We start from the raw sequence: 21,139 nt of genomic DNA, 5'->3' as shown, positions 1-21,139 counted from the left end.
AGGGGGCCTTCAGGACGTTGAACGTCTCAAAGGGGGCCTTCGAGACACGGTGCCCCACCGTCGGAAGTCAGGCTCGGGTGCCGATCACCGCGTTGTTCCGTTGCTCCGGTTGGGGGGCAAGTTCACCCGGTTGTAGGACATGACGGCTGCTGCGTCTGCGTGCCAAGGTGATCTCTTGTCCACAGGGTTGAGTGGGGCGGAAAACCCAAGCACCTCATACTTGTGATCAAGATCCATCGGCCTGGCCTGGGGAGGGGCAGAGACGGTGCCGTCCAGAACGCAACCCGCTGGTGTGTCGGTTGCCGAGTTACCGGAAACGCTGGCCAGGATCGCCGAGGACGGTGACTGGTCCGCGCTCGAAGCCTTGTGCGACCAGCACATCCTCGCCGTGGAGGGTGACCTCGCCGGTCGGCTGCTTTTCGTGCTCAGCCAGGTGCCGGACGAGGAGCTGCGCGCTCGTCCGCGCCTGATGATCTCGTGGATCAGCGCCTACCACGCGATGAACCAACCCCACGTCAGCGAACTCAGGCCCTATCTGCGCCACTACACGGAGCTCGGCACCCGCTTGGCCGCGACGATGGACATCGCGGGCGAGACTTCGGTGGCGACACTCGTCACCGTCGGCACCGCGGCGATGATCGGGTTGCGTATGCGAGGGGCGAGCGCCGAGGCCGAGGAGCTGGGCGAGCGCCTCATGGTCCGTGCGGCGCAGCTCAGCTCGCTGCCCGGCGCCGATGTGGAACCGCGCACCGGATGGCTTGCCATGCAACGAGGTCTGACGCGTTCGCTGATGGACGACTTCCCGGCCGCGGTGGGGTGGTACCGCCAGGCGTACGAGCGCGCGACGGTCGCGCCGGAAACGGCGGCCACCGCCCTCAACGCCGCCGCGAATCTCGCCATGATCTTCGCGCATCTCGGTCACGGTGCCCTCGCTCATCAGTGGCTTGAACGGATGCGTGGTTTCGAGTCGCCCTCCGAGCGGGTCCGTTTCTTGCTCACCGTCGGCGGGACGATCGCCGAGGGCTGGGACGCGCTGGACCGCCACGACCAGGCGGGCCTCGCGGACTGCCTGGAGATCACCGGGGACGGTACGAAGCAACTGGAGGTCTGGCCGTTCGTGGCGGCCTTGACGTTCGCGCACGGGTTGTACCTCGGAGATCCGGCGACGTCGCTGGCCCATCTGGGCACGCTCCCGTTCGGCCACGCGCCCGAGCTCGTCGAGCAGGGCACCGCCTTCCAGGTGATCCGACGTGCCCACATCGAGCTGCTGATCGCCACCGGCCAGGCCACCCGCGCACTGCGGTTGATCAAGGAGGCGGACCCGCAGGGATCGTGGCTGGCGCTGCCGACCGCCCGGCTCCGCCTGCTCAACGGCGAATACGAGGTGGTCCGCGCGATGGCCTCGCGTACGTCCTGGCACGAAACCACATCGCGCCGGGACGTCCGGCAGATGCTGCTGCTCAAGGCGATCGCCGCACTGCGTATGGGTGACGAGGACGAGGCACGCCGGTCGCTCGTGCCGGTCCGCCGCGTGCGGACGCCGGATGAGGTGCTCTCGCTCGCCTCGTTGTCGCCGGGCGATCGCGATGAGGTGATCCGGCTGGGCGAGCTTCCCCTGACCGATGAGGCGGTACAGCGTCTGGCGCGGGCCCGTCCGGTGTTCCCGGAACGCGTCGAGCTGGTGGAGCTGACCAACCGGGAGCAGGTGGTCCTCGGCGAACTGGACGCGGGCCTGACCATCGCGGAGGTCGCGCGCAAGCTCGTCGTGTCCGTCAACACCGTGCGCACGCAGGTGAAAAGCGCCTACCGCAAGCTGAACGCGTCCAGCCGCGAGGACGCGCTGATGCGGGCTTACGAACTCGGCGTGCTCTAGCGGAAGAGCGTGGCGCCAAGCGGCTTTTGCCGGTCGAACCCTGGGAGGATCAGGAAGCTCGCGCCGACGGTGGTGGTGGTGAACGGCAGCAGCGCGTCGCCGCTGTCCATCCGGGTGAGGGTGTTGGTGAATGTTCGGATGTCGTTCTGGAAGCTGACGAAGAGCAGGCCGGGTGCGGGTTCGTCGATGTTGTAGGAGCGGCGCAGCATGAGGCCGACGCCGACCGCGGTGGGGTGCGCTCTGCGCAGGTGGGCATCGGCCGGGATCAGATAGCGCCCGTCCGGCGTTTTGGCGCCGAGGTCTGGATCGGCGGCGATGGCGCCGCCGGAGAGGGGGGTGCCGGTGTCCCGGCGTCGACCGAAGACCGCCTCCTGTGCGGCGACGGGCAACGCGGCGAACCGTGACAGGTCGAGTTCCATGCGCCGGAGCACGGCGATGGTGCCGTGGGTGACCGGGGACGGCCCGGCCAGCCACAGGTCTCGTTCCTGTTCGGCGGCGGTGTGCGGACCCACGATGCCGTCGATGAAACCGAACACGTTTCGGGGCGCGGTAAGGCCCGGAGCCACTGGAATGGTCGAACCGCGACGCCCGGACTGGCGCCAGCGTTCGCGGACCCTGTCGCCTGCCTGGTGCAGGAGTGCGGCCGCGACGACCGGTATGACGACGGCGTCGCCGGCACAGATCTGCATCAGCAGGTCCCCGCCACGTGCCTGTGGGGCGATCCGTTCGCGGGAGAACTCGGGGAGTTCCGTGGTGCCGGGTAAGGCAGGATCGGCCATGCGCACCAGCCGGGGGCCCACCCCGATCGTCACGGTGAGATCGCCCGGTGACAGGCCGAGAAGTCGTGTGTCGGTCCCCGCGGTGAGGGTGCCGACGGCCTCGCCGAGTTCGGCCAGTAACGGGCCCACCGCCACACCATCGGCGACGTCGGCCACGACGGCCAGCAGGTTGGGCTGGGCTTGTTGCGGGAGCGTGATTCCAGCTTGATGAAGACCTGCCGGCGGCACCGGCGTGGTCGACGCGGAAGTGTCGGCCCGGCCCGGCTGGGCGGAATCCGATTCACACCCCGCGGTGAGGCCGGCGGCCAGCACGGTGGCGGTGGCACCGAGAAACGCACGGCGTGACGGGTTGTTTTCGGCTTGGCGCACGGATGTGGAGCGTGCCATATCCGCCCAGCCGCGGGCGAATTCGGCGGTGGTGCCAAACTGGAGAGCATGCCTCGTTTCGGTTTTCGCGTGATCGTGGCGGTATTCGGCACACTGACCCTCATGGTGGCGGGCTGCGCCGTCGATGCCGGATCGGGCCAGGGCAGCAGGCCGGCCGGTGCGCACGTGACGATCCGAGTGCCGTCCGACGCCTCGACGATCTCCGCCGCGGTATCCCTCGCCCAGCCCGGCGACCTGGTCTTGGTCGCGCCCGGTGTCTACCACGAGTCGGTCAAGGTCGGCACGGCTCAGATCACTCTTCGCGGCGAGTCACGCGACACGGTCGTGATCGACGGGCAAGTGCGGCAGCCGAACGGGATCGTCGTCACCGCGCCAGGGGTGGCCGTGGAGAACCTGACCGTGAAGAACAATACGCAGAACGGGGTTCTGGTCACCGGTTCGGCGAAGGCGGCCACCGGAACTCCGGGGCAGGGCGGCTACGACACCGGCGACGAGCCGGTCGCCTTCCTGAAGTCGTTCCTGGTTTCCCACGTGACCGCCACCCGCAACGGGCTGTACGGCATCTACGCGTTCTCCGCCCAAGACGGTGTCATCGAACACTCGTACGCGTCAGGTTCGGCTGACTCCGGGATCTATGTCGGGCAGTGCAAGCCCTGTCGCATCGTGGTGCGGGACAACATCGCCGAACTCAACGCGGTCGGTTACGAAGGCACCAACGCCAGCGGGGACATGTACGTGGTCGGTAACCGGTTCGTCGGTAACCGGGTCGGGCTCACCACCAACTCCGACCATCAGGAGAAGCTTCTCCCGCAGCAGGGTGCCCATGTCGCAGGCAACCTGATCGCGGCCAACCAGCAGACCCCGACTCCCGAACAGGCGGACGGCGGGTGGGGGATCGGCATCGGCATCGATGGCGGCAGTGACAATCAGGTCGTCCGCAACCGGATCGACGGCAATGTCAACGCCGGGCTGGTGCTCACCGCGACCGCCGACATCCCGCCGAACGGCAACCAGATCGTGGACAACACCTTCGCCGCCAACGGTGTCGATGTCGGCTGGACGTTCCCCACCGCCACCCAGGGACAGGGCAACTGCCTGCGCGGCAACGGTCTCGCGACGACGGTGCCCGCTCAGCTCGCGACGACCGCGTCCTGCCCGGTCGCCGACCGGTCGTCCGCGCCGTCCGGCACGTGGACGAGCCCGAAGCCGCCTCGCGGTATCCCGTTCACCGACGTGGCCGCGCCCGCCCCGCAGCCGCTGTTCCCGAATGCCGCCACCGGCGCCACCGCTGTTCCGGCCGTTCCCGTGCTACCGGACATCGCGAAGATCCCGCTGCCGTCGGCGTCACTGCTGGCCGATGGCGCGCTGGTGCGGACATCCTGAGCGGCGGCTACCGCGCCGGGGTGACTCCGGGTGCCGGCTGGACCGGAACGTAGGCCCTGGTGTCGAAGTCGATGGTCACCGGCTGCGGCTCGGAAGCCACGTCGGCCTGAACCCGGTGCATGGTGCCGTCCGAGCCGATCCAGTAGCGGACGTTGCCCGCTGTACCGGGCTTGGCAGGAGTGCCCGGCCCGGACATCACGTCCACCTGATGGCCGCTCACCTGGTCCGGACCAACCCAGGCGGCGCCGTTCTGCGGCAACAGTTCGGCGTTGTCCGGCCGGTCGCTACCGAGACCGAGCGCGATGAGCAACGAACTGTCCAGCGAACTGCCTGCCGTTTGCAAAGGGCGGCGATGCCAAGCAGATCCGGGTGGCGATGCCGGTGCCTCCGTCGGCGCGTTCGTCATCGGATGGACGAACACGGTGGCGGTATCCCATTGGATCAGCCCGTCGCCGGACGTATCCCGCCCGGTGCCGCGCACCACTCCGTAACCGAGTTTGGCCCGGTAGTCGATGGATCCGGTGATGACCAGCCCGCCGGCGGTGGTCGGCACGGTGATCGTCACCGCGCGGCCTCCCGCCTCGTAGTTGCGGAACCGCGTGATCGCCAGCCGGTTCACCTCGTCCGAGGTCAGCGCACGCGGACCAGAAGGCCCGGAATCGCCGCCGATGACGACGAACGTGGCAACGCCGACCGCCGCGATGACGATGACGGCCACCACCCAGCGCGGCCGCAGCCGTCGGTGCAGTGGGAAACGTCGCCGGGTTCTCGTGGTCCGCACGCGGCGCGACGTTAACAGGTTCGCTGATTCACCCCCTGATTCACCCGATTTCCGACACACGGGACAACGCCGCTCTGGTTGGCTATGACGGTTCACGACGACTTCACAAGGGGATACCGATGAGCCGAGCCGGCAGGAGAGTGAGCCGGAGAACCCTGGCGCGTATGGGTTTGCCGGCGCGGGTGGGGTTGGCTGGTCTGTTGTTGGCAAGCAGCGCCACCACCGGGGCGACGGCCGGGACAGCCGCCGCGTCGCCTGCTGACGGAACGCTGACGGTCCAGGTGTTACGGGACTTCTTCGGCACCGGCGTGATCAACACGACGATGGACGTGCCGCAGCAAGGCATGCGGGTCGACGTCTCCGACCCTGAAGGTCGTCACGTCACCGGCGTCACCGATGCCACCGGAAAGGTCGTCGTGCCGCCGTCCGCCGTGCTGAACGGTGGCCACTACCGCGTCGACGTCACTGTCCCGGCGCCCTACAGCAACTATTTGCGGGCAGCACCTGCCTCGACGGCGGCCAATCATTTCGACAGCTTCACGACCTTTGTGGACGTGTCGAACGGCGAGAACGATTCGGTGATCACCGGGGTCTGGAATCCCGCCGATTACAGCCTGCCGGATACCCGGTATTTCGTGCCGATCCAGAACGGTGCCGGCGGGGCGGACACACGGGCGCTGGTGGCGTTCGGGGTGAACACCCGCGGTACGTGTCCTGAGGATGTCGCGTGCCCGACCACGCTCGCCACCCAAGCCCAAGTGGGCACGACGTTCGGGCTGGCCTACGACAAGCACCGTCGCCAGTTGTTCCAGAGCGCGTTCGCCCGGCGGCACGCCTTGTACGGGCCGGGTGGCGGGGACGCGATCTACACCGTGCCGGTCGACGGCGGCGGCGCACCGACCCTGTTCGCGAAGGTGCCGGGCACCGCGGTGACGCCCCATGAAACCACCAACATGATCAAGGACGGCGGGTTCGTCGACGCGCCGGGCAAGGAAAGCATCGGCGGCCTGGCCCTCTCAGAGGACGGCTCCTCGCTGTACGCGCTGAACATGTTGACCCGGAGCCTGGTCAGCTTCGACGCCACCAGTGCCACCGCGCCGGCAGCACGGGCCACGGTCCCGGTCCCGGACCCTGGCTGCGCGGCGCCCACCGACTGGCGGCCCTTCGCTGTCGCCGCACACGACAGCACCGTGTACGTCGGTGGTGTGTGCAGCGCGGAAAGCACGCAGAACCGCGCGGATCTGAAGGCTGTCGTCTACGCCTACGACGGCACGCGGTTCACCACCGTGCTGACCCAGCCGCTCGACTTCAAGCGCGGCGAGGTCCTCAGCGGCCGGTCGGCTCCCGGCCAGACCGACCACTGGAACCCGTGGAACAACGACCTGGCGACCTGGGACGAACACGCCGTGGGCAGTGGCGGCACGATGATCGGTCCGCAGCCGGCACTGGCCAGCCTGGCCTTCGCGCGTGACGGGTCGATGATCCTCGGCTTCCGCGACCGGTTCATGGACGTGGTGGGCTGGGATTCGCTGGACCCCCGTCCGGGCAGGGACACCACGGAACGCGGCTTTGCCGGTGGTGACATCAACATGGCCTGTGTCAACCCCGCCGGTGGGTACTCCTGGGAAGGCACCGGGAACTGCCCCAACCACGCGAACAACGACATCACCGGCGGCCAGACAGGCGACGTGGTCGAGTACTTCCCCGGTGACTACTTCCGGCGCCCGGCAGCGCACCAGGAATCCGCACTGGGATCGGTCGCCTACATTCCGCAGCAGCAATGGGTCGTCAGCACGCAGATGGACCCGACCGTCAACGTCGCCACCGCCGGGACCGGTTACTACGACATCAAGACCGGGGTGGGGCCCGGTAACAACCCTGCCGCCAACGCCCACGAGTTCGTCGGTCGAAACCCGAGCCACGGGTTCGGCAAGGCCGGTGGGCTCGGGGCCATCGCGTACCAGGCGGCGAACGCGCCGATCCAGATCGGCAACCTGGTGTGGTTCGACGGCGACCACAACGGCATCCAGGATCCGGCGGACGTGCGGCTACCGGGCGCGACGATCAGCCTGGTGGACTCCACCGGTAAGAAGGTCGCCACGACCAAGACCGATGCGGCGGGCGAGTACTACTTCGGTGGTGTCGGTGCCGCCTACCAACTCGAGCCAGGCGCCAAGTACACCGTGCAGTTCGACGTCTGCACCGTGGACACCGGCAAGGTGCCAGGCCGCCCGCCGGCCACCGACCTTCGGTTCACGCTTCCGCTGGTCAAGACCGACCGGGTACACGACTCCAATGTGGACCCGCCGACCACCGGGCGACTCTGCGACGGATATGCCCCGGTCACGGCACCGGCAATCCCCGGAGGCGTTGATCACACGATCGACGCCGGTGTCTACATCCCACAGGCACCTCCGACGTCGACACCACCCGCGTCGACACCACCGACGTCCGTCCCGCCGACAACACCGGCCCCGTCCGGGAAAGCCTCGGGGCCACTGGCCTCCACCGGCATCTCCGGCCTGCCGTGGATTCTCCTCCTCGGTGTCCTGCTCCTCGGCACAGGCGCGACACTCGCGTTGCTGAGCCGGAAACGCCGCGCCAAGCAAGGCTGACAACAGGTGGTCTGCCCGCTCGCGATCCGGAGTCGCGCGGGCGGGCAGACCGCGTGCCGCGGCAGACGACACCAGCGTGTTGCCCTGCTTGGCGCATAACGGCGGAGCTGGCACTGGAAGCGGCCCGTATGCGCGGCCAGGCAGGCAAGAAACACGCCCGGCGACAAAGGAGACCGGAGTCGACGCAAAGAAGGCCAAGAAATAAAAGAGTGGCTGGTACGGCCCCACTCATGAGCAAAGCCCACCGGCAAGATCCTCTTCAAGGAGAAATCCTGCAGGTGGGCTTTGGTTTCTTACTGTGCGCCATCAGGGACTCGAACCCCGAACCCGCTGGTTAAGAGCCAGCTGCTCTGCCAATTGAGCTAATGGCGCCTGCTTGTTCCGTCGCTTTGGTGTTCCCCTTGGCGACGTGGAAAACATTAACACAGGGTTGCAGAGGCCCGTTTCAGGGGGGTCCCCTTACGGCGGGCCTGCCTGGATTCGGCCATCCGGCCGCAGGCGTTGCGGCCGGTCAGGCACACTATAGCCAGACGTTGGGGTTGGTACCACGCGAAACGGGCGGTGTGCATGAGGGTCTGGGGAGCGACGGGGCGGTCGCGGGTGGCGTTGGTGGCTTTGGTGGCCGGGTTCACACTGGCGGCCTGCACCAGTACACCGTCGGGTGAAACGCCGTCTCCGGGTGGCGCTCCTGGTGGCTCGCAGCAGAGCGGCGCGCCCGCTCCCGAGCCGAGGCCCGCCGCGGTGACGCTGACCCCGGCGCAGGGTGCGGCGGACGTGGCGCCCGGCGAGCCGGTCACGGTCGCCGTCGCCGACGGCAAGGTGGGCGAGGTCAAGCTGGCCGGCGCCGACGGCAAGGTCGTCGCGGGCAAGCCGAAGGAGGACGGTTCGGGCTGGGAGTCGGCGGAACCGCTCGGCTACGGCAAGACCTACACCGTCACCGCGGCCGCGACCGGGACCGACGGCAAGCCGGTCACCGCGACCTCGACGTTCTCGACGTCCAAGCCGGGCAAGCAGATCGGTGTCTCGATCAACCTGGTCGAGGGGGAGACCGTCGGTGTCGGGTTGCCGTTGATCTTCACCTTCACCGGCAACGTGCCGGACAAGGCGGCGACCGAGAAGGCGCTGAAGATCGTCACCGAGCCGCAGGCCGAGGGCGCGTTCCACTGGTTCGGCGAGAAGACCGTGATGTGGCGGCCCAAGGAGTACTTCAAGCCGGGCACGAAGATCTCGGTCAACGCGGCGATCTACGGCAAGAACCTCGGCAACAACACCTTCGGCCGTGAGGACAAGCCCGCCAAGGTGGTCGTCGGCGACAAGCTGGTCGCGACCGCGGACGGTGGCACGCACCAGATGAAGGTCGTGGTGAACGACCAAGAGGTCAAGCAGATGCCGATCTCGATGGGCAAGCCGTCGAGCAGCACCCCGGCCGGGACCTACACGGTGATGAGCGAGCACACCGGGTACACGATGGACTCGGGCACCTACGGCGTCCCGTCGGACAGCAAGGCCGGTTACCGGACGTTCGTGAAGTACGCGGTGCGGATGTCGAACAGCGGCATCTTCTACCACTCGGCGCCGTGGTCGGTCGGCTCGCAGGGCAAACGGAACGTGAGCCACGGCTGCATCAACCTGTCGACCGAGAACGCGAAGTGGCTGATGGACACTTCCAAGAAGGGCGACATCATCACGGTCGCCAACTCCGGCCCGCAGGTGCTGGAGCCGACCGACGGCTGGTCGGTGTGGCAGATGTCGTGGGACGACTGGAAGACCGGCGGCGACCGGAACTGACCTGATCCCCTGAGGGGTCCCCTTAGGACGATTTCCGTCCCAAGGGGACCCCTCATGGCGTTCCGGGCAGAGGTGTTCCGTTGAAGTGTTCCCACTGTGTCTCGCCGCTGGTCTTGTAGCGGCACTTCTGTGTGTGGGTGTCCCAGATCTTCTCCGGATCGCGTCGGCACTTCTGGTACTCGAGGTCGGCGAGGTACTTCTGGGACTGAGCCTTCGTGCAGTTCGGATAACCGGGCTCGCATCGCCACGGTGACTTCAGCGCCGAGGTCGACGGCTTCGCCGGTTTGGGCGGGCTCACCGTCACGGTCACCGGCGGCGGCGCCGAAGTGGACGGCGTCGCTGTCACGGTCGTGACGGGTGTCGACGCCTTCGCTGGTGCTGGTACTTGGTCCGGCGGGTAGGCCGTGCAGGCCCCGGCCAGTACGAAGAGTCCCGAGATCATCAAGACCGGCCATCGTCCCATGGCGTCCTCCGCGCGAGTTCTCCTCTGAACTCGCGTGAGGGCCACGCCGCGTTACCGGTACCCCTGGAAAAGCGAAACCCCAGCCTGCCGGAAAGACCGGCCGAACTGGGGTGATGGGGTGAGCGACGGGTTTCGAACCCGCGACCTCCTGGACCACAACCAGGTGCTCTACCAGCTGAGCTACGCCCACCATCGCCGGGCTCGGGAAGCTTCCCATCACCTCGGCCGCACTATATTAGCGTGCCCGTTTCCGGGGCTCGCAACGGGTTACCGTTCGTGGCGTTCCTGCACTTCAGCGGCCGCGGCCTTGGCCTGTTCGGTGGTCGGGCCGGGCTGCGGGACGAAGGCGGCGCGCCGGTAGTAGTCGAGCTCGCCGATGGACTCCTTGATGTCGGCGAGGGCGCGGTGCGCGAGGCCCTTTTCGGGCTTGGCGTAGTAGATCCGCGGGTACCAGCGCCGGACGAGTTCCTTCACCGACGAGACGTCGACCATGCGGTAGTGCAGGTGCCCGTCCAGGGCGGGCATGTCGCGGGTGATGAAGCCGCGGTCGGTGGCGATGGAGTTGCCGGCGAGCGGGGCGACGTTGGCCTCGGGCACGTGCGCTCGGATGTACTCGAGCACGCGCTGCTCGGCTTCTTCCATGGTGACGGTGGAGCGCCGTACCTCTTCGGTGAGGCCGGAGCGGGCGTGCATTTCGCGGACGACCTCCGGCATGCCGTCGAGGGTTTCGTCGTCGGTGTGGATGACGATGTCGACGCCTTCGCCGAGGACGTTGAGCTCGGCGTCGGTCACCAGCGCGGCTATTTCGATCAACGCGTCCTTGCCGAGGTCGAGCCCCGTCATCTCGCAGTCGATCCAGACTAGGCGGTCGTTCACTCCGAAACCCTAACCCGACACGGGGATTCGCGGCGCGCGACGTGCGGGTTCGGCGCGTTGCTGGCAGCGTGTGCATCCTCAGGTGAGCCATATCACAGACCAGGGAGCGACAGTGGCCGAACAGGGTCCAGCCCAGGAGATCGCGCAGGGTTACGTGAGCGAGGGGGCGGCGGTGGAGCTCGGCGCCGTCGTGATCGACGGGAAGGCCGACGCCGGGGCGACGGTCCGGCTGCCGCTGGCGACGCTGAACCGGCACGGGCTGGTCGCGGGCGCGACCGGTACCGGCAAGACCAAGACCTTGCAGCTGATCGCCGAACAGCTGTCGGCCGCCGGTGTGCCGGTGATGCTGGCGGATGTGAAGGGCGACCTGTCGGGTCTGGCCGCGCAGGGCGAGAGCAACGACAAGATCGCCAAACGCGCGGACGAGCTGGGGGACTCCTGGGAGCCTGCCGCGTTCCCCGTGCAGTTCCTGTCGCTGGGGACGGGTGGCAAGGGGGCGCCGATCCGGGCGACGATCACGAGTTTCGGCCCGATCCTGCTGTCGAAGGTGCTGGGGCTCAACGATACCCAGGAGTCGACGCTCGGCCTGATCTTCCACTGGGCCGATCAGCGCGGCTTGGCGCTGCTGGACACGAAGGACCTCCGCTCGGTCATCACGCACCTGACCAGTGACGAGGGCAAGGAGGACCTCAAGGGCATCGGCGGCGTCTCGGCCGCGACGGCCGGGGTGATCCTCCGGTCGTTGTCCAATCTGGAGGCTCAGGGCGGCGAGGACTTCTTCGGCGAGCCTGAGCTGGACGTCCACGACCTGATGCGCGAGGTCGACGGCAAGGCGATGGTGACCCTGCTGGAGCTGGACAACCTCCAGTCGAAGCCCGCGCTGTTCTCGACGTTCCTCATGTGGCTGCTGGCCGAGTTGTTCGAGGAGCTGCCCGAAGAGGGTGACCTCGACAAGCCGAAGCTGGTGTTCTTCTTCGACGAGGCACACCTGCTGTTCAACGGGGCGTCGAAGGCGTTCCTGGAGCGTATCGAGCAGACCGTGAAGCTGATCCGGTCGAAGGGCGTCGGCGTGTTCTTCTGCACGCAGCTTCCGACGGACATCCCGAACAACGTCCTGTCCCAGCTGGGCGCGCGGGTGCAGCACGCGTTGCGCGCGTTCACGCCCGAGGACCAGGCGGCGCTGACGAAGACGGTGAAGACATACCCGAAGACGAAGCACTATGAACTGGACTCGGCGCTGACTTCGCTCGGTATCGGCGAAGCGATCGTCACCGTGCTGTCCGAGCGTGGTGCTCCGACGCCGGTCGCGTGGACCCGCCTGCGCGCGCCGCGTTCGAAGATGGGGTCCATCGGCGCCGAGGCCATCTCCGCGGCGACGGCCTCTTCGGACCTGCACGCGAAGTACGCCGAGACGATCGACCGTGAGTCGGCCTACGAGAAGCTCGCCGCGAAAGTGGCGGCGCCGCCCGCCGGTGAGGCTCCGCCGCCGGAAGCGCCTCCCGCTCCGAAACCGGAGAAGGAAGCGCCGGGAATGGTCGAGCAGGCGATGAGCAACCCGGCGGTGAAGTCGTTCCTCCGCTCGGCGGCGAGCGCGCTCGGGCGGGAGATCACGCGCGGCCTGTTCGGGAACCGGAGGCGGTGAAAATACCTGACGCGTTCTGTCAGGTATGTCCGGCAGACTCGGAGTCATGACCAACACCGCGACAGCCGCGTTCACCGTGGACGGCTGGGACCCGCAAGCCACCGAGAAGCCCGAAGGCACCGAGTTCTCGCGTGTGCTGCTGACCAAGACGTTCACCGGAGCCGTCGAGGGGACCAGCGCCGTCGAGATGCTCACGGCGGTGAACGAGACGTCGTCGGCGTACGTCGCCTTCGAGCGGCTGACCGTGTCCGTCGACGGCCGCAAAGGTGGCTTCGTCCTGCATCACTCGGCGGGGGAGAACGGGCATCACCTGATCGTCTTGCCGGGCTCCGGTCACGGTGAACTGGCCGGCATCACCGGGACGGCGGAGATCGTCCAGGACGACGAGGGAAACCACACCTTCACCCTCACGTACGAACTCTGAAATCCGTGAAGGCCTCCTTCCCTACCCTGAAGGTAGGGAAGGAGGCCTTCACGGACATCGCCTGCTGGGCCGCCCCCTGACAGCGGTCCAGACGGCCGGGTCAGCCGACGATCTGCTCGACGATCTTCTTCGCGTCGTTGATGGGGATCGCGAAACCGATGCCGATGCTGCCCGTCGAGGACGGGTTGTACAGCGCCGAGTTGATGCCGATGACGTTCCCTTGCGCGTCCACCAGCGCTCCGCCCGAGTTGCCCTGGTTGATCGGGGCGTCGGTCTGGATCGCGGTGTAGCTCGGCCCGGCTTCGTTCGTGGTCCTGCTGTACGGCGAGCGCCGTTCCTGGCCGCTGCTGAGCTCGTCGAGCTTGCGGTTCAGCGCGCTTACGATGCCGGTGGTCACGGTGTTCTGCAGCCCACCGGGCGAGCCGATCGCGACGACCTGCTGGCCGACGGCGAGCTTGCCGGAATCGCCGAGCGAAGCCGCTGTCAGCCCGCTCGCGCCCTTCGCCTGCAGGACGGCGATGTCGGCCTTCGTGTCGGCGCCGACCACGCTCGCCTTGTACTGCTTGCCATCCGACAGTGTGACGGTGACGTCGCCTTGGGCGTCGGCGACCACGTGGGCGTTGGTCAGGATGCGCCCGTCCGCCGTCAGGATGACGCCGGAGCCGACAGCCTCACCCTGCGCGGTGGTCACGTTCACCTGGACGACGCTCGGCGTCACCTTCGCGGCGACCCCGCTGACGTCACCCGAAGTGGTGTTCCCGACGGACTGCCCGGTGGCCACCGTGGACGAGCCCGTGCCGGACGCCGACGACGCGGAGTTGAAACCGACGAGCGCCGCGCCGCCGACCCCGCCGACGAGGGCGGCGGCGAGCGCCGTCGCGCTGACGAGGACGGCGACCCGGCCGCCCTTCTTGCGCGGCGGCGGTGTCGGCGCCTGGGTCTGGGCCTGCTGCGGCGTGAAGAGCGGATTCGGCGCGGCCTGCCAAGGGGTGTAACCGGGGTACTGCTGCTGATGCGGCGGCTGGTGCCCACCGGTGGAGGCGGGGCCGGGCCGACTCTCGTTCTCGGTCATGGAACAAGATTCGCGCCCGTACTTGTGAACCTCCTGTGGAAAACCCCTGTGCTTTCCTGAGAAGAATTTCCTGAGAAAACTAAGCGTTCCTCAGCCAAAGAACGTGGGCACGTCCAGGGCGCCGCCCGACGCCTCGAATTCCTCGTGCACCGCGGCGCGGAGTTCCGCGTCGGCCAGATAGTCGACGGCGGTCAGTGCCAGTCCCAGCGCGCCGTCGACGACCGCGCGATCACCGTCCGGAGAACCGGCCGCGGCCGCGAATTCCTTGGTGTGCAAGGCGGTCGTCGGCCCGGCGATGGCGATCATCGGGTGGATCGCGGGCATCCGATAGGAAAGGTTTCCGAGATCGGTCGAGCCGGTGAGAAACTCGGGCACGATCCCCGGCGGCAGCGGTTTGCGGCCGGCGTCCACCTGATGCACCGACCAGCGCCCGGCGAGCGTGGTGTTGAACCGGATCGGCAGGTACGCGGGCTGGGCGTCCCATTTCAGTTCGACACCGCAACCGGTCATCTCCGCCGCGCCGCGCGCGATCGCGGAAACCCGCTCGGCGAGGTCGCGCAACGTGTCCGGCTGTGCCGACCGGAGGTAGAACAGCAGCGCCGCGCGTTCGGGAACGACATTCGGCCGCGCTCCACCGTCGGTGAAGACGCCGTGCGCGCGGTCGCTGGAGGGCAGATGCTGCCGGAGTGCCGCGACACCCTGGTACGCGGCGACGGCGGCGTCGAGCGCGTTGCGTCCCATGAACGGCTGAGCCGAAGCGTGCGCGCCGACACCGTGGAACACCATTTCCAGCTGCCGCCTGCCGAGGAACGGATGCATGGCGATGTCGTGGCTGAACGGGTGCAGCATGACCACCGCGTCGACGTCGTCGAAGACGCCCGCGCGGGCCATCGTCTCCTTGCCGCCACCGCCCTCCTCCGCAGGCGTGCCGATCAGCGAGACCCGGCCGCCCAGCCGCTCGGCGACCGCCGCGGCGCCGAGGAAACCGCCCGCGCCCGCGGTGCAGATGACGTTGTGCCCGCAGCCGTGCCCGAGTCCGGGAAGGGCGTCGTACTCGGAGAGGACCGCGATGTGCGGGCCGCTTCCTGGAGTGGTCGCGACCAGGGCGGTGTCCAGCCCGCCCGCGCCGATCGTCACCTCGTGACCGTGCCGCCGGAGCAGGTCCCCGAGAGCGCGAACCGAGCGGTGCTCGGCGAAACCCTCTTCCGGATGAGCGTGAAGGTCTTGGCTCAGCCCCACCAGATCCGCGGTCAGCGCGCGGATCTCGGCGCTTACGGCGTCACGGGTAGCGGGGTCCGCGCCCTCGTGCGGTGAGCCGAGCGGTTCGGCCGCGGCGACGGCGTCCGCGGTCGCGTCGACCAGCGAACGGAGGTAGCTGTCGTCGGGAGGAGTCGGCGAAGCGTGCTCAGAGCGGATCATTTCCGGATGTTAACCGGTAGCTGCCCCGCGACGATCTGCGTGACACCGGAATACCGCTCGTCGACGTGGCCGAATCCGCGCCGGAACAGCTTCAGCGCGATCTCGCCGCGGTCGAACATCCGCTGTCCGCTCAGCCTGCCGAGGAAGGTGTCCGCCAGCCGCATCGGCTGGTCACTGTGCCGGGCGCTGGTCAGCAGCACCAGTGAGCCACCGGGCTTCAGCACGCGGGTGAAGGAGTCCAGTGCCGCGTCGGGGTCGGCGAACATGTGCAGCGCGGCGAAACAGCAGACGGCGTCCACAGTGGAATCTTCGAGCGGAAGGTCGACGGCGTCGGCACGCAGATAGGTCACCGCGGCCGGATTGGGCGCGGCGAGCGCCTTCTCCAGCATGGTGACCGAACCGTCGAGCCCGATGGACAGCCCGTCCGGGCCGACCGCTTCGCCGAACGCGCGGGTGAACCGGCCGGTGCCGCAGGCGACGTCCAGCGCGACTTGGCCTTGGCCGAGGCCGAGCGCTTCGATCGCGATCCGGACCTCGTCCGCCATGCTCGGGCCGGTCAGTCCTTTCGCGACCCTGCCCAGCGTCGGCCGCCAGTACCGCTCGTAGATCATCGGCACGGCGGAGGTGCGCATCAGCCGCTGCGCGAGTCCGGTCGGCGGTCCCGCCTGCGGGATTTCGCCCAGCAGATCCAGGAAATCCTGCTCCGGCCCGGCAGTCGTGATGCCCGGCCGCAGCAGGCTCTGAAGACGTTCGCGATGGTCCGGCATGACTGCTCCCTTCACGGTGGTCACCCGAGAATCTGCCATGACCGGCCCGTTCGCGACATTCCCGCCGCCGCGACCCGAAACTGTCGGTGGCCGTCTCTAATCTCCCGTGAGTCGCCGTTCCCAGCCAAAGGAGCCCGAAATGACCGGCTCGATCCTGCAGCACACCGCCTCGACCACGCTTCGCATCCCGGTGCGCGGCCCGTTCGATCTCGACAAGTCCATCCGCTTCCTGACCGATTTCCCGCCCGCGTGCCGCACGGACGCCGCCGCCGAACCCGGCACCCTGCGCTTCGCCTTCCCCGCCGAAGCGGGTTGGGAGCACGTCGGTGCGGCCGTCAGACAGAGATCGCCGGGCTCGATCGAGGTGGAGGTCTTCGCCGAAGAAGGGCTCGCCGTCGAGGTCGGCGCCCAAGTGCGGCGGATCCTCTCCGTGGACGTCGACGGCGTCGGCTTCGCCAAGATCGGCACCGCGGATCCGGTGGTCCGCCGCCTGCAGCAGACGTTCCCAGGGCTGCGGCCCGTCCTGTTCCACTCCCCGTACGAAGCGGCCTGCTGGGCGATCCTGAGTCACCGGACGCAGATGTCGCAGGCCGCCACGGTGAAACGACGGCTCGCCGAGGAGTTCGGCAGGCCGGTGGACGTCGGCGGGAAGGTCCTCATGTCGTTCCCGGCGCCCGACGTCCTGGCCGGGCCGGAAGCCGGGCGCGGACTGCCGGAGGTGAAGGCCGAGCGGTTGCGCGCGGTGGCCAACGCCGCCAAGGACGGTCTGCTCGACGCCGCGTACCTGCGCGCGATGCCGGTCCCGGACGCGTTGCGCTGGCTGCAGCGATTGCCGGGGATCGGCCCGTTCTCGGCGCAGCTGATCCTGATCCGGGGCGCCGGGCATCCGGACGTCTTCCCCACGGGCGAGCCTCGGCTGCAGGAAGCCATGCGGGCCGCGTACGACCTGCCGGAGGCGCCACCGGAGGAACTGGAGGAGCTGTCCGCTGTGTGGCGGCCGTTCCGGAGCTGGGTGGCCTTCGCCCTGCGGAACGACCGGAGTTTCGCACGCGCGGGAACGGAGGTTCGATGACCGCCTGACACGGGACATATCCGGTCTGTGGTGAGCTGGTGGGGTGAGCTCGTCTCCCGCCGAAACGGTTTCCGACATCGCCCAGTCCACCCCGCCCGGCACGATCACTCTGGTCACCGGTGGTCTCGCACTGCTCGTGGTGCTGTCGGGCAGGCCATGGCGGATCGCCCGCAACCTGATCACGCTCGTCCACGAGGCGGGCCACGCGCTCGCGGCGGTGCTGGTCGGCCGTCGGCTGCAGGGCATCAAGCTGCACTCGGACACCTCCGGGGTCACCGTCTCCCGCGGCAAGCCGGAGGGACCGGGGATGGCGTTCACCGCGCTGGCCGGGTACCCGGCGGCCGCGGTGCTCGGACTGGTGTTCGCCGGACTGCTCTCGTCGGATCTGATCACCGTCGTGCTGATCGTGATGGCGCTGATGCTGCTGGGCGTGCTGGTGATGGTGCGCAACACCTACGGCGTGTTCGCCGTGGTCGCCAGCTCGGTGGTGCTCGGACTGGTCGCGCTGGTGGCGCCGTCGTGGTTCCAGGCGATCTTCGTCTACCTGCTGACCTGGTTCCTGCTGTTCGGCGGCGTCCGGCCGGTGGTCGAGCTGCAGATCAAGCGGCGCCGGGGAGCGGCGAGGGATTCGGACGCCGATCAGCTCGGCAGGCTCACCGCGGTGCCCGCGGTGCTGTGGGTGCTGGTGATGGCCGTGCTGACGGTGAGCTGTCTCTTCGCAGGCGGGTTGTGGCTGCTGGAGCCGACCGTCGCCTGACCGGGGCGGTACGGCAGACTGATGGCTCGTTCCGCGCGGAAGGAGTCGGAGATGGACGAGGTCGCCAAGGCCGTCGAGGAATGCGCTCGGTCGGCGAAACGGGCCGCGCCGTCGCTGGCCGCCGCCTCCGCGGAGGCGATCGACGCCGCGCTGAACGCCATGGCGGACAAGCTGGTCGAGCACGCCGACGTCGTGCTCGAGGCGAACCAGGCCGACATCGCCAAGGCGCGCGAGGACGGCATGAGCGCGGGCCTGCTCGACAGGCTCACCATCACCCCCGAGCGGCTGACAGGCATGGCCGAGCAGCTCCGTCTCCTGGCCGGTGCGCCGCACCAGGAGCGGTCCGTCGACGTGTCCACTTTGGACGGTGGACTGCGGCTGGTGGAACGCCGCCGCCCGGTCGGCGTGATCGGCGCGAACTACGAGGCGCGCCCGAACGTCACGGTCGACGTCGCCTCGCAGCTGGTGAAGTCACGCAACGGTGGCGTGCTCCGCACGGGTTCCGCCGCGCTCGGTTCGGCCCAGCGCCTGCGCGAGACCGTGATCGCCCCCGCGCTCGCCGAAGCGGGTATCGACGCGGACGTCATCCAGCTGGTGCCGCGCGCCGAGCGCGAAGCGGCTTCCGCGCTGGTCCGGTTCCCCGCGCTCGTGCCGCTGGTCATCCTGCGCGGCAGCGGTGACAGCACCCGTGCGCTGGCCACCGAGGCGGCCGTCCACGGCGTCCGCACGCTCGCCCACGCCGACGGCGGTGGCGTCCTGTACGTCGACGAGGCCGCCGACACCGACAAGGTGAGTGACCTGGTCTTCAACAGCCTCGACAGGCTGGGCGTCTGCAACCGGCTGAACCTGCTGCTGATCCACGAAGACGCCCACGACCGCGTCTGGCCCGGTATCTCGGGCGCGCTGGCCGAACGCGGCGTGACGCCGTCGCTCGCCCCGCACGAGCACGCCATCGGCTACGAATGGGCGCTCGACTCCGACCGCGAAGCGACCGTCACCGTCGCGAAGGTCTCGGGCCTGCCCGAAGCGGCCGAGATCGCCAACGAGCGCACCTCGGGCCTGGCCGCTGGCATCGCCACTGAAAGCAGCGAGGCCGCCGACGCGTTCTTCGACGCGTACACCGGCACCGGCGTGTTCTGGAACGCGCCCACCCGGCTGCTCGACGGCTTCAAACTCCTCGCCGTCCCCGAGACCGGCATCAACCTGGACAAGGTCCCTGGCCCGCGCGGTCCGGTCACCTACACCGACCTCTACGTGCGGCAATACGCCGTTCTCCCCGCCTGAACTCGCTTCACTCCGGCGGCTCCGCGGCTCCTCACTTGAGTGTCCCGAGCGCCACGCTCGGGACACTCAACGTCTCAAGCGTGGCGCTCGGGACACGAAGGCTGGCAGGGAGTCAGCGGCGTCGACGTCGCTTGGGCCGGGGCGGCAAGGAGGCCGCGGTGGCGTCCTCGACCTCGTCCACGACAGGGTCAGGAGCAGGAGTTGAGTCACCCAGCCCCAGCATCTCCGAGGCAAGCTGCTGCGAAGACGCGAACATGCCCGAAGGCCGCTCCCGCGCTCGACGCAGGGAAGAAGGCCGAAGCCGGTTGTAGCCCCGCACCGAAACCGGCCGCCGCGTGCGGACCTCGTACTGCGGGAGCCCCAGGAGTTCGGTGGCGAGTTCCTTGTCCACCAGGATGGTGCCCGGCCGCGCGGTCGAGGTGAGGCGGGCGGCGAGGTTCACGACCGAGCCGTAGACGTCGCCGAACCGGCTGAGGATCCGGCCCGAAGCGAGGCCGGCGCGCACGGCGGGCAGGGTCTCGTCGGCGTCGGCGCGTTCGGACAGGGCGAGGGCGATCTCGGCGCCGTCGACGGCGGAGTCGGCGACGAACAGGACCTCGTCGCCGATCATCTTCACGATCCGCCCGTGGTGATCGGCGACCACCTCGCTGGCGACGGATTCGAACCGGTCGAGGATGTCGGTCAGCTCGTCCTCGCCGACCTGCCTGGTCAGCCGGGTGTAGCCGACCATGTCGACGAACCCGACCACCTCTGTCCTCGCTTCGAGGTCTTCGTCGGGCAGGGCCAGCGCGCGGCCGGCGTAGGCGGCGAGGTGGCGGCGCCAGACGAAGTCCTGCACCTTCTGCAGTTCGGGAAGCAGCCTGTCGACGAGCCGCCCGATCTGGCGTTCGCTGCTGCCGATCTCCTTGTTCTCGGTGATCATCGTCCACAGCATGTGGACTTGCCATTCCGCGAGCCGCGAAAGGTGCTGGCCCAGCGCGCGCGTCACCGCCAGCTCGATGCTCGGGTCGACCAGCCCCGAGCTCATCAGCTGGTCCGCCGTGCGGATCGCCTCCACGTCGGCGTCGGTGAAGACGACCTCGTCGTCCTCGACGGTCGCGAAGCCCAGCGCACGCCAAAGCCGCCGAGAGCGTTCCTCGGAAACGCCTGCCTTCTCGGCGACTTCGAGCCGGGTGTACTTGCGCTTTCCGCCGAGCAGGATCCGTTCGAGACGCTGTTGCAGCGCGTCGGACGAGATCTCGCCGGGTTCGGGCATCAGGTGGTGTGGACGATGAGCACGTCCACCCCGGACTTTCGCGCGACCTCGGACGGTACGGAGCCCAGGATGCGGCCCGCGAGCGTGTTCAGCCCGCGGTTGCCGACCACCAGCAGGTCCGCGGAACGGTCGGCGACGACCTTGCGCAGCGCATCGACAGGGTCGCCGACGACCGCGGCGGTCTCGATGTTCTTCGCGCCGGCCTTCGCCGCCCTGTCGCGGGCGGACAGGAGGGTGTCCTCGGCCGGTGCCGAGCCCACCACCTGGTACGCCTCGTCACCGAGGACGTCCTGCGCCTTCTCCACGTCGCCCTTGTTGGCGGGGTAGTAGGCGCACACGATGACCAGGGTCGCTCCGGAGTCCCCGGCGACACCCGCCGCCCGGTCGACCGCGGCGAACGAAGAATCCGAGCCGTCCGTGCCCACGACCACGGTCCGATATGCAGCCATCCGCAACCTCCACCGATCTGACAGCCCGCGCCTGCGCGCGAGCAGCGACGATA

The 21,139-nt window shown here is 68.6% G+C and carries 18 protein-coding genes and 2 tRNA genes; 9 read left to right on the top strand and 11 right to left on the bottom strand.

Going from position 1 to position 21,139, the window contains the following annotated elements; all coding sequences use genetic code 11:
• Positions 1 to 292 precede the first annotated feature (292 nt).
• Positions 293 to 1,873 (top strand): helix-turn-helix transcriptional regulator, encoded by a 1,581-nt coding sequence (locus AMYAL_RS0109190; protein ID WP_020631012.1) that lies wholly within the window; start codon positions 293 to 295, stop codon positions 1,871 to 1,873.
• On the opposite strand, the gene AMYAL_RS0109185 is transcribed toward AMYAL_RS0109190, so the two are convergent.
• Entirely contained in the window at positions 1,870 to 3,204 is a 1,335-nt protein-coding gene (locus AMYAL_RS0109185; protein WP_245192852.1) for a Dyp-type peroxidase, read from the bottom strand. The two genes, AMYAL_RS0109190 and AMYAL_RS0109185, sit on opposite strands and share 4 nt — an antisense overlap.
• Here AMYAL_RS0109185 and AMYAL_RS0109180 point away from each other — a divergent pair.
• Complete coding sequence (locus AMYAL_RS0109180) at positions 3,088 to 4,422, top strand: right-handed parallel beta-helix repeat-containing protein (protein ID WP_026466887.1); 1,335 nt, start codon at positions 3,088 to 3,090, stop codon at positions 4,420 to 4,422. The genes AMYAL_RS0109185 and AMYAL_RS0109180 overlap by 117 nt on opposite strands.
• Before the next feature lie 7 nt (positions 4,423 to 4,429).
• Here the strand turns inward: AMYAL_RS0109180 and AMYAL_RS0109175 are convergent, their stop codons facing one another.
• Positions 4,430 to 5,203 (bottom strand): hypothetical protein, encoded by a 774-nt coding sequence (locus AMYAL_RS0109175; RefSeq protein WP_245192848.1) that lies wholly within the window; start codon positions 5,201 to 5,203, stop codon positions 4,430 to 4,432.
• 200 nt (positions 5,204 to 5,403) lie between these two features.
• On the opposite strand from AMYAL_RS0109175, the gene AMYAL_RS0109170 reads away from it, so the two are divergent.
• Complete coding sequence (locus tag AMYAL_RS0109170) at positions 5,404 to 7,818, top strand: SdrD B-like domain-containing protein (RefSeq protein WP_245192846.1); 2,415 nt, start codon at positions 5,404 to 5,406, stop codon at positions 7,816 to 7,818.
• Between the two features lie 299 nt (positions 7,819 to 8,117).
• Here the strand turns inward: AMYAL_RS0109170 and AMYAL_RS0109165 are convergent.
• Positions 8,118 to 8,190, bottom strand: a tRNA-Lys gene (locus AMYAL_RS0109165).
• 195 nt (positions 8,191 to 8,385) lie between these two features.
• Between AMYAL_RS0109165 and AMYAL_RS0109160 the strand changes: the two genes are divergently transcribed.
• Entirely contained in the window at positions 8,386 to 9,606 is a 1,221-nt protein-coding gene (locus AMYAL_RS0109160) for a L,D-transpeptidase (protein ID WP_209447230.1), read from the top strand.
• Between the two features lie 52 nt (positions 9,607 to 9,658).
• On the opposite strand, the gene AMYAL_RS0109155 is transcribed toward AMYAL_RS0109160, so the two are convergent.
• From AMYAL_RS0109155 to orn, 3 genes are all read right to left on the bottom strand, one after another.
• Positions 9,659 to 10,069: a hypothetical protein gene (locus AMYAL_RS0109155; RefSeq protein WP_020631006.1), complete on the bottom strand. Its 411-nt coding sequence runs from the start codon at positions 10,067 to 10,069 to the stop codon at positions 9,659 to 9,661.
• Positions 10,070 to 10,183: 114 nt separating this feature from the next.
• Positions 10,184 to 10,259: transfer RNA gene (locus tag AMYAL_RS0109150), tRNA-His, on the bottom strand.
• Positions 10,260 to 10,336: 77 nt separating this feature from the next.
• A complete protein-coding gene (gene orn / locus AMYAL_RS0109145; RefSeq protein ID WP_020631005.1) occupies positions 10,337 to 10,945 on the bottom strand; it encodes an oligoribonuclease in 609 nt (202 codons plus the stop codon).
• Positions 10,946 to 11,057: 112 nt separating this feature from the next.
• Here orn and AMYAL_RS0109140 point away from each other — a divergent pair, with 112 nt between their 5' ends.
• Both AMYAL_RS0109140 and AMYAL_RS0109135 read left to right on the top strand, forming a co-directional pair.
• On the top strand, positions 11,058 to 12,587 hold the full coding sequence (locus AMYAL_RS0109140; RefSeq protein WP_020631004.1) for a helicase HerA-like domain-containing protein: 1,530 nt from the start codon (positions 11,058 to 11,060) through the stop codon (positions 12,585 to 12,587).
• Between the two features lie 46 nt (positions 12,588 to 12,633).
• Positions 12,634 to 13,011 (top strand): DUF3224 domain-containing protein, encoded by a 378-nt coding sequence (locus tag AMYAL_RS0109135; RefSeq protein WP_026466884.1) that lies wholly within the window; start codon positions 12,634 to 12,636, stop codon positions 13,009 to 13,011.
• Between the two features lie 100 nt (positions 13,012 to 13,111).
• Here AMYAL_RS0109135 and AMYAL_RS0109130 read toward each other — a convergent pair whose 3' ends face one another.
• The 3 genes from AMYAL_RS0109130 to AMYAL_RS0109120 form a co-directional block, all read right to left on the bottom strand.
• Positions 13,112 to 14,083: a S1C family serine protease gene (locus tag AMYAL_RS0109130; RefSeq protein WP_020631002.1), complete on the bottom strand. Its 972-nt coding sequence runs from the start codon at positions 14,081 to 14,083 to the stop codon at positions 13,112 to 13,114.
• A 90-nt stretch (positions 14,084 to 14,173) separates the two neighbouring features.
• The gene (locus AMYAL_RS0109125) at positions 14,174 to 15,502 is read right to left on the bottom strand and encodes a M20 family metallopeptidase (protein WP_020631001.1); all 1,329 of its coding nucleotides are present in this window, start codon (positions 15,500 to 15,502) and stop codon (positions 14,174 to 14,176) included.
• Positions 15,499 to 16,269, bottom strand: coding sequence for a class I SAM-dependent methyltransferase (locus tag AMYAL_RS0109120; RefSeq protein ID WP_020631000.1), 771 nt, complete (start codon positions 16,267 to 16,269; stop codon positions 15,499 to 15,501). Before AMYAL_RS0109120 ends, AMYAL_RS0109125 begins: the two co-directional genes overlap by 4 nt.
• 139 nt (positions 16,270 to 16,408) lie before the next feature.
• On the opposite strand from AMYAL_RS0109120, the gene AMYAL_RS0109115 reads away from it, so the two are divergent.
• From AMYAL_RS0109115 to AMYAL_RS0109105, 3 genes are read left to right on the top strand one after another with little or no spacing between them, the layout of a single operon-like run.
• Positions 16,409 to 17,341, top strand: coding sequence for a DNA-3-methyladenine glycosylase family protein (locus AMYAL_RS0109115; RefSeq protein ID WP_020630999.1), 933 nt, complete (start codon positions 16,409 to 16,411; stop codon positions 17,339 to 17,341).
• A gap of 43 nt (positions 17,342 to 17,384) precedes the next feature.
• Complete coding sequence (locus AMYAL_RS0109110; protein WP_020630998.1) at positions 17,385 to 18,098, top strand: M50 family metallopeptidase; 714 nt, start codon at positions 17,385 to 17,387, stop codon at positions 18,096 to 18,098.
• 51 nt (positions 18,099 to 18,149) lie between these two features.
• Positions 18,150 to 19,382 carry an aldehyde dehydrogenase family protein gene (locus tag AMYAL_RS0109105; protein ID WP_020630997.1) on the top strand — a complete coding sequence of 411 codons (1,233 nt, stop codon included), beginning with the start codon at positions 18,150 to 18,152 and terminating at the stop codon, positions 19,380 to 19,382.
• A 112-nt stretch (positions 19,383 to 19,494) separates the two neighbouring features.
• Here the strand turns inward: AMYAL_RS0109105 and AMYAL_RS0109100 are convergent, their stop codons facing one another.
• Together AMYAL_RS0109100 and AMYAL_RS0109095 are read right to left on the bottom strand one after the other, a co-directional pair.
• A complete protein-coding gene (locus AMYAL_RS0109100) occupies positions 19,495 to 20,637 on the bottom strand; it encodes an adenylate/guanylate cyclase domain-containing protein (protein ID WP_020630996.1) in 1,143 nt (380 codons plus the stop codon).
• Positions 20,637 to 21,086, bottom strand: coding sequence for a universal stress protein (locus AMYAL_RS0109095; RefSeq protein WP_026466883.1), 450 nt, complete (start codon positions 21,084 to 21,086; stop codon positions 20,637 to 20,639). Before AMYAL_RS0109095 ends, AMYAL_RS0109100 begins: the two co-directional genes overlap by 1 nt.
• Between the last annotated feature and the right edge of the window lie 53 nt (positions 21,087 to 21,139).

Source organism: Amycolatopsis alba DSM 44262, assembly GCF_000384215.1.
Taxonomy (GTDB): domain Bacteria; phylum Actinomycetota; class Actinomycetes; order Mycobacteriales; family Pseudonocardiaceae; genus Amycolatopsis; species Amycolatopsis alba.
This window is presented reverse-complemented; position numbering and strand designations above follow the sequence as displayed.

Coding starts and splice junctions, on each gene's coding strand:
- AMYAL_RS0109180 (WP_026466887.1), top strand. CDS start 3,088: ATGCCTCGTTTCGGTTTTCGCGTGATCGTGGCGGTATTCGGCACACTG.
- AMYAL_RS0109160 (WP_209447230.1), top strand. CDS start 8,386: ATGAGGGTCTGGGGAGCGACGGGGCGGTCGCGGGTGGCGTTGGTGGCT.
- AMYAL_RS0109155 (WP_020631006.1), bottom strand. CDS start 10,069: ATGGGACGATGGCCGGTCTTGATGATCTCGGGACTCTTCGTACTGGCC.
- AMYAL_RS0109135 (WP_026466884.1), top strand. CDS start 12,634: ATGACCAACACCGCGACAGCCGCGTTCACCGTGGACGGCTGGGACCCG.
- AMYAL_RS0109130 (WP_020631002.1), bottom strand. CDS start 14,083: ATGACCGAGAACGAGAGTCGGCCCGGCCCCGCCTCCACCGGTGGGCAC.
- AMYAL_RS0109125 (WP_020631001.1), bottom strand. CDS start 15,502: ATGATCCGCTCTGAGCACGCTTCGCCGACTCCTCCCGACGACAGCTAC.
- AMYAL_RS0109120 (WP_020631000.1), bottom strand. CDS start 16,269: ATGCCGGACCATCGCGAACGTCTTCAGAGCCTGCTGCGGCCGGGCATC.
- AMYAL_RS0109115 (WP_020630999.1), top strand. CDS start 16,409: ATGACCGGCTCGATCCTGCAGCACACCGCCTCGACCACGCTTCGCATC.
- AMYAL_RS0109105 (WP_020630997.1), top strand. CDS start 18,150: ATGGACGAGGTCGCCAAGGCCGTCGAGGAATGCGCTCGGTCGGCGAAA.
- AMYAL_RS0109100 (WP_020630996.1), bottom strand. CDS start 20,637: ATGCCCGAACCCGGCGAGATCTCGTCCGACGCGCTGCAACAGCGTCTC.
- AMYAL_RS0109095 (WP_026466883.1), bottom strand. CDS start 21,086: ATGGCTGCATATCGGACCGTGGTCGTGGGCACGGACGGCTCGGATTCT.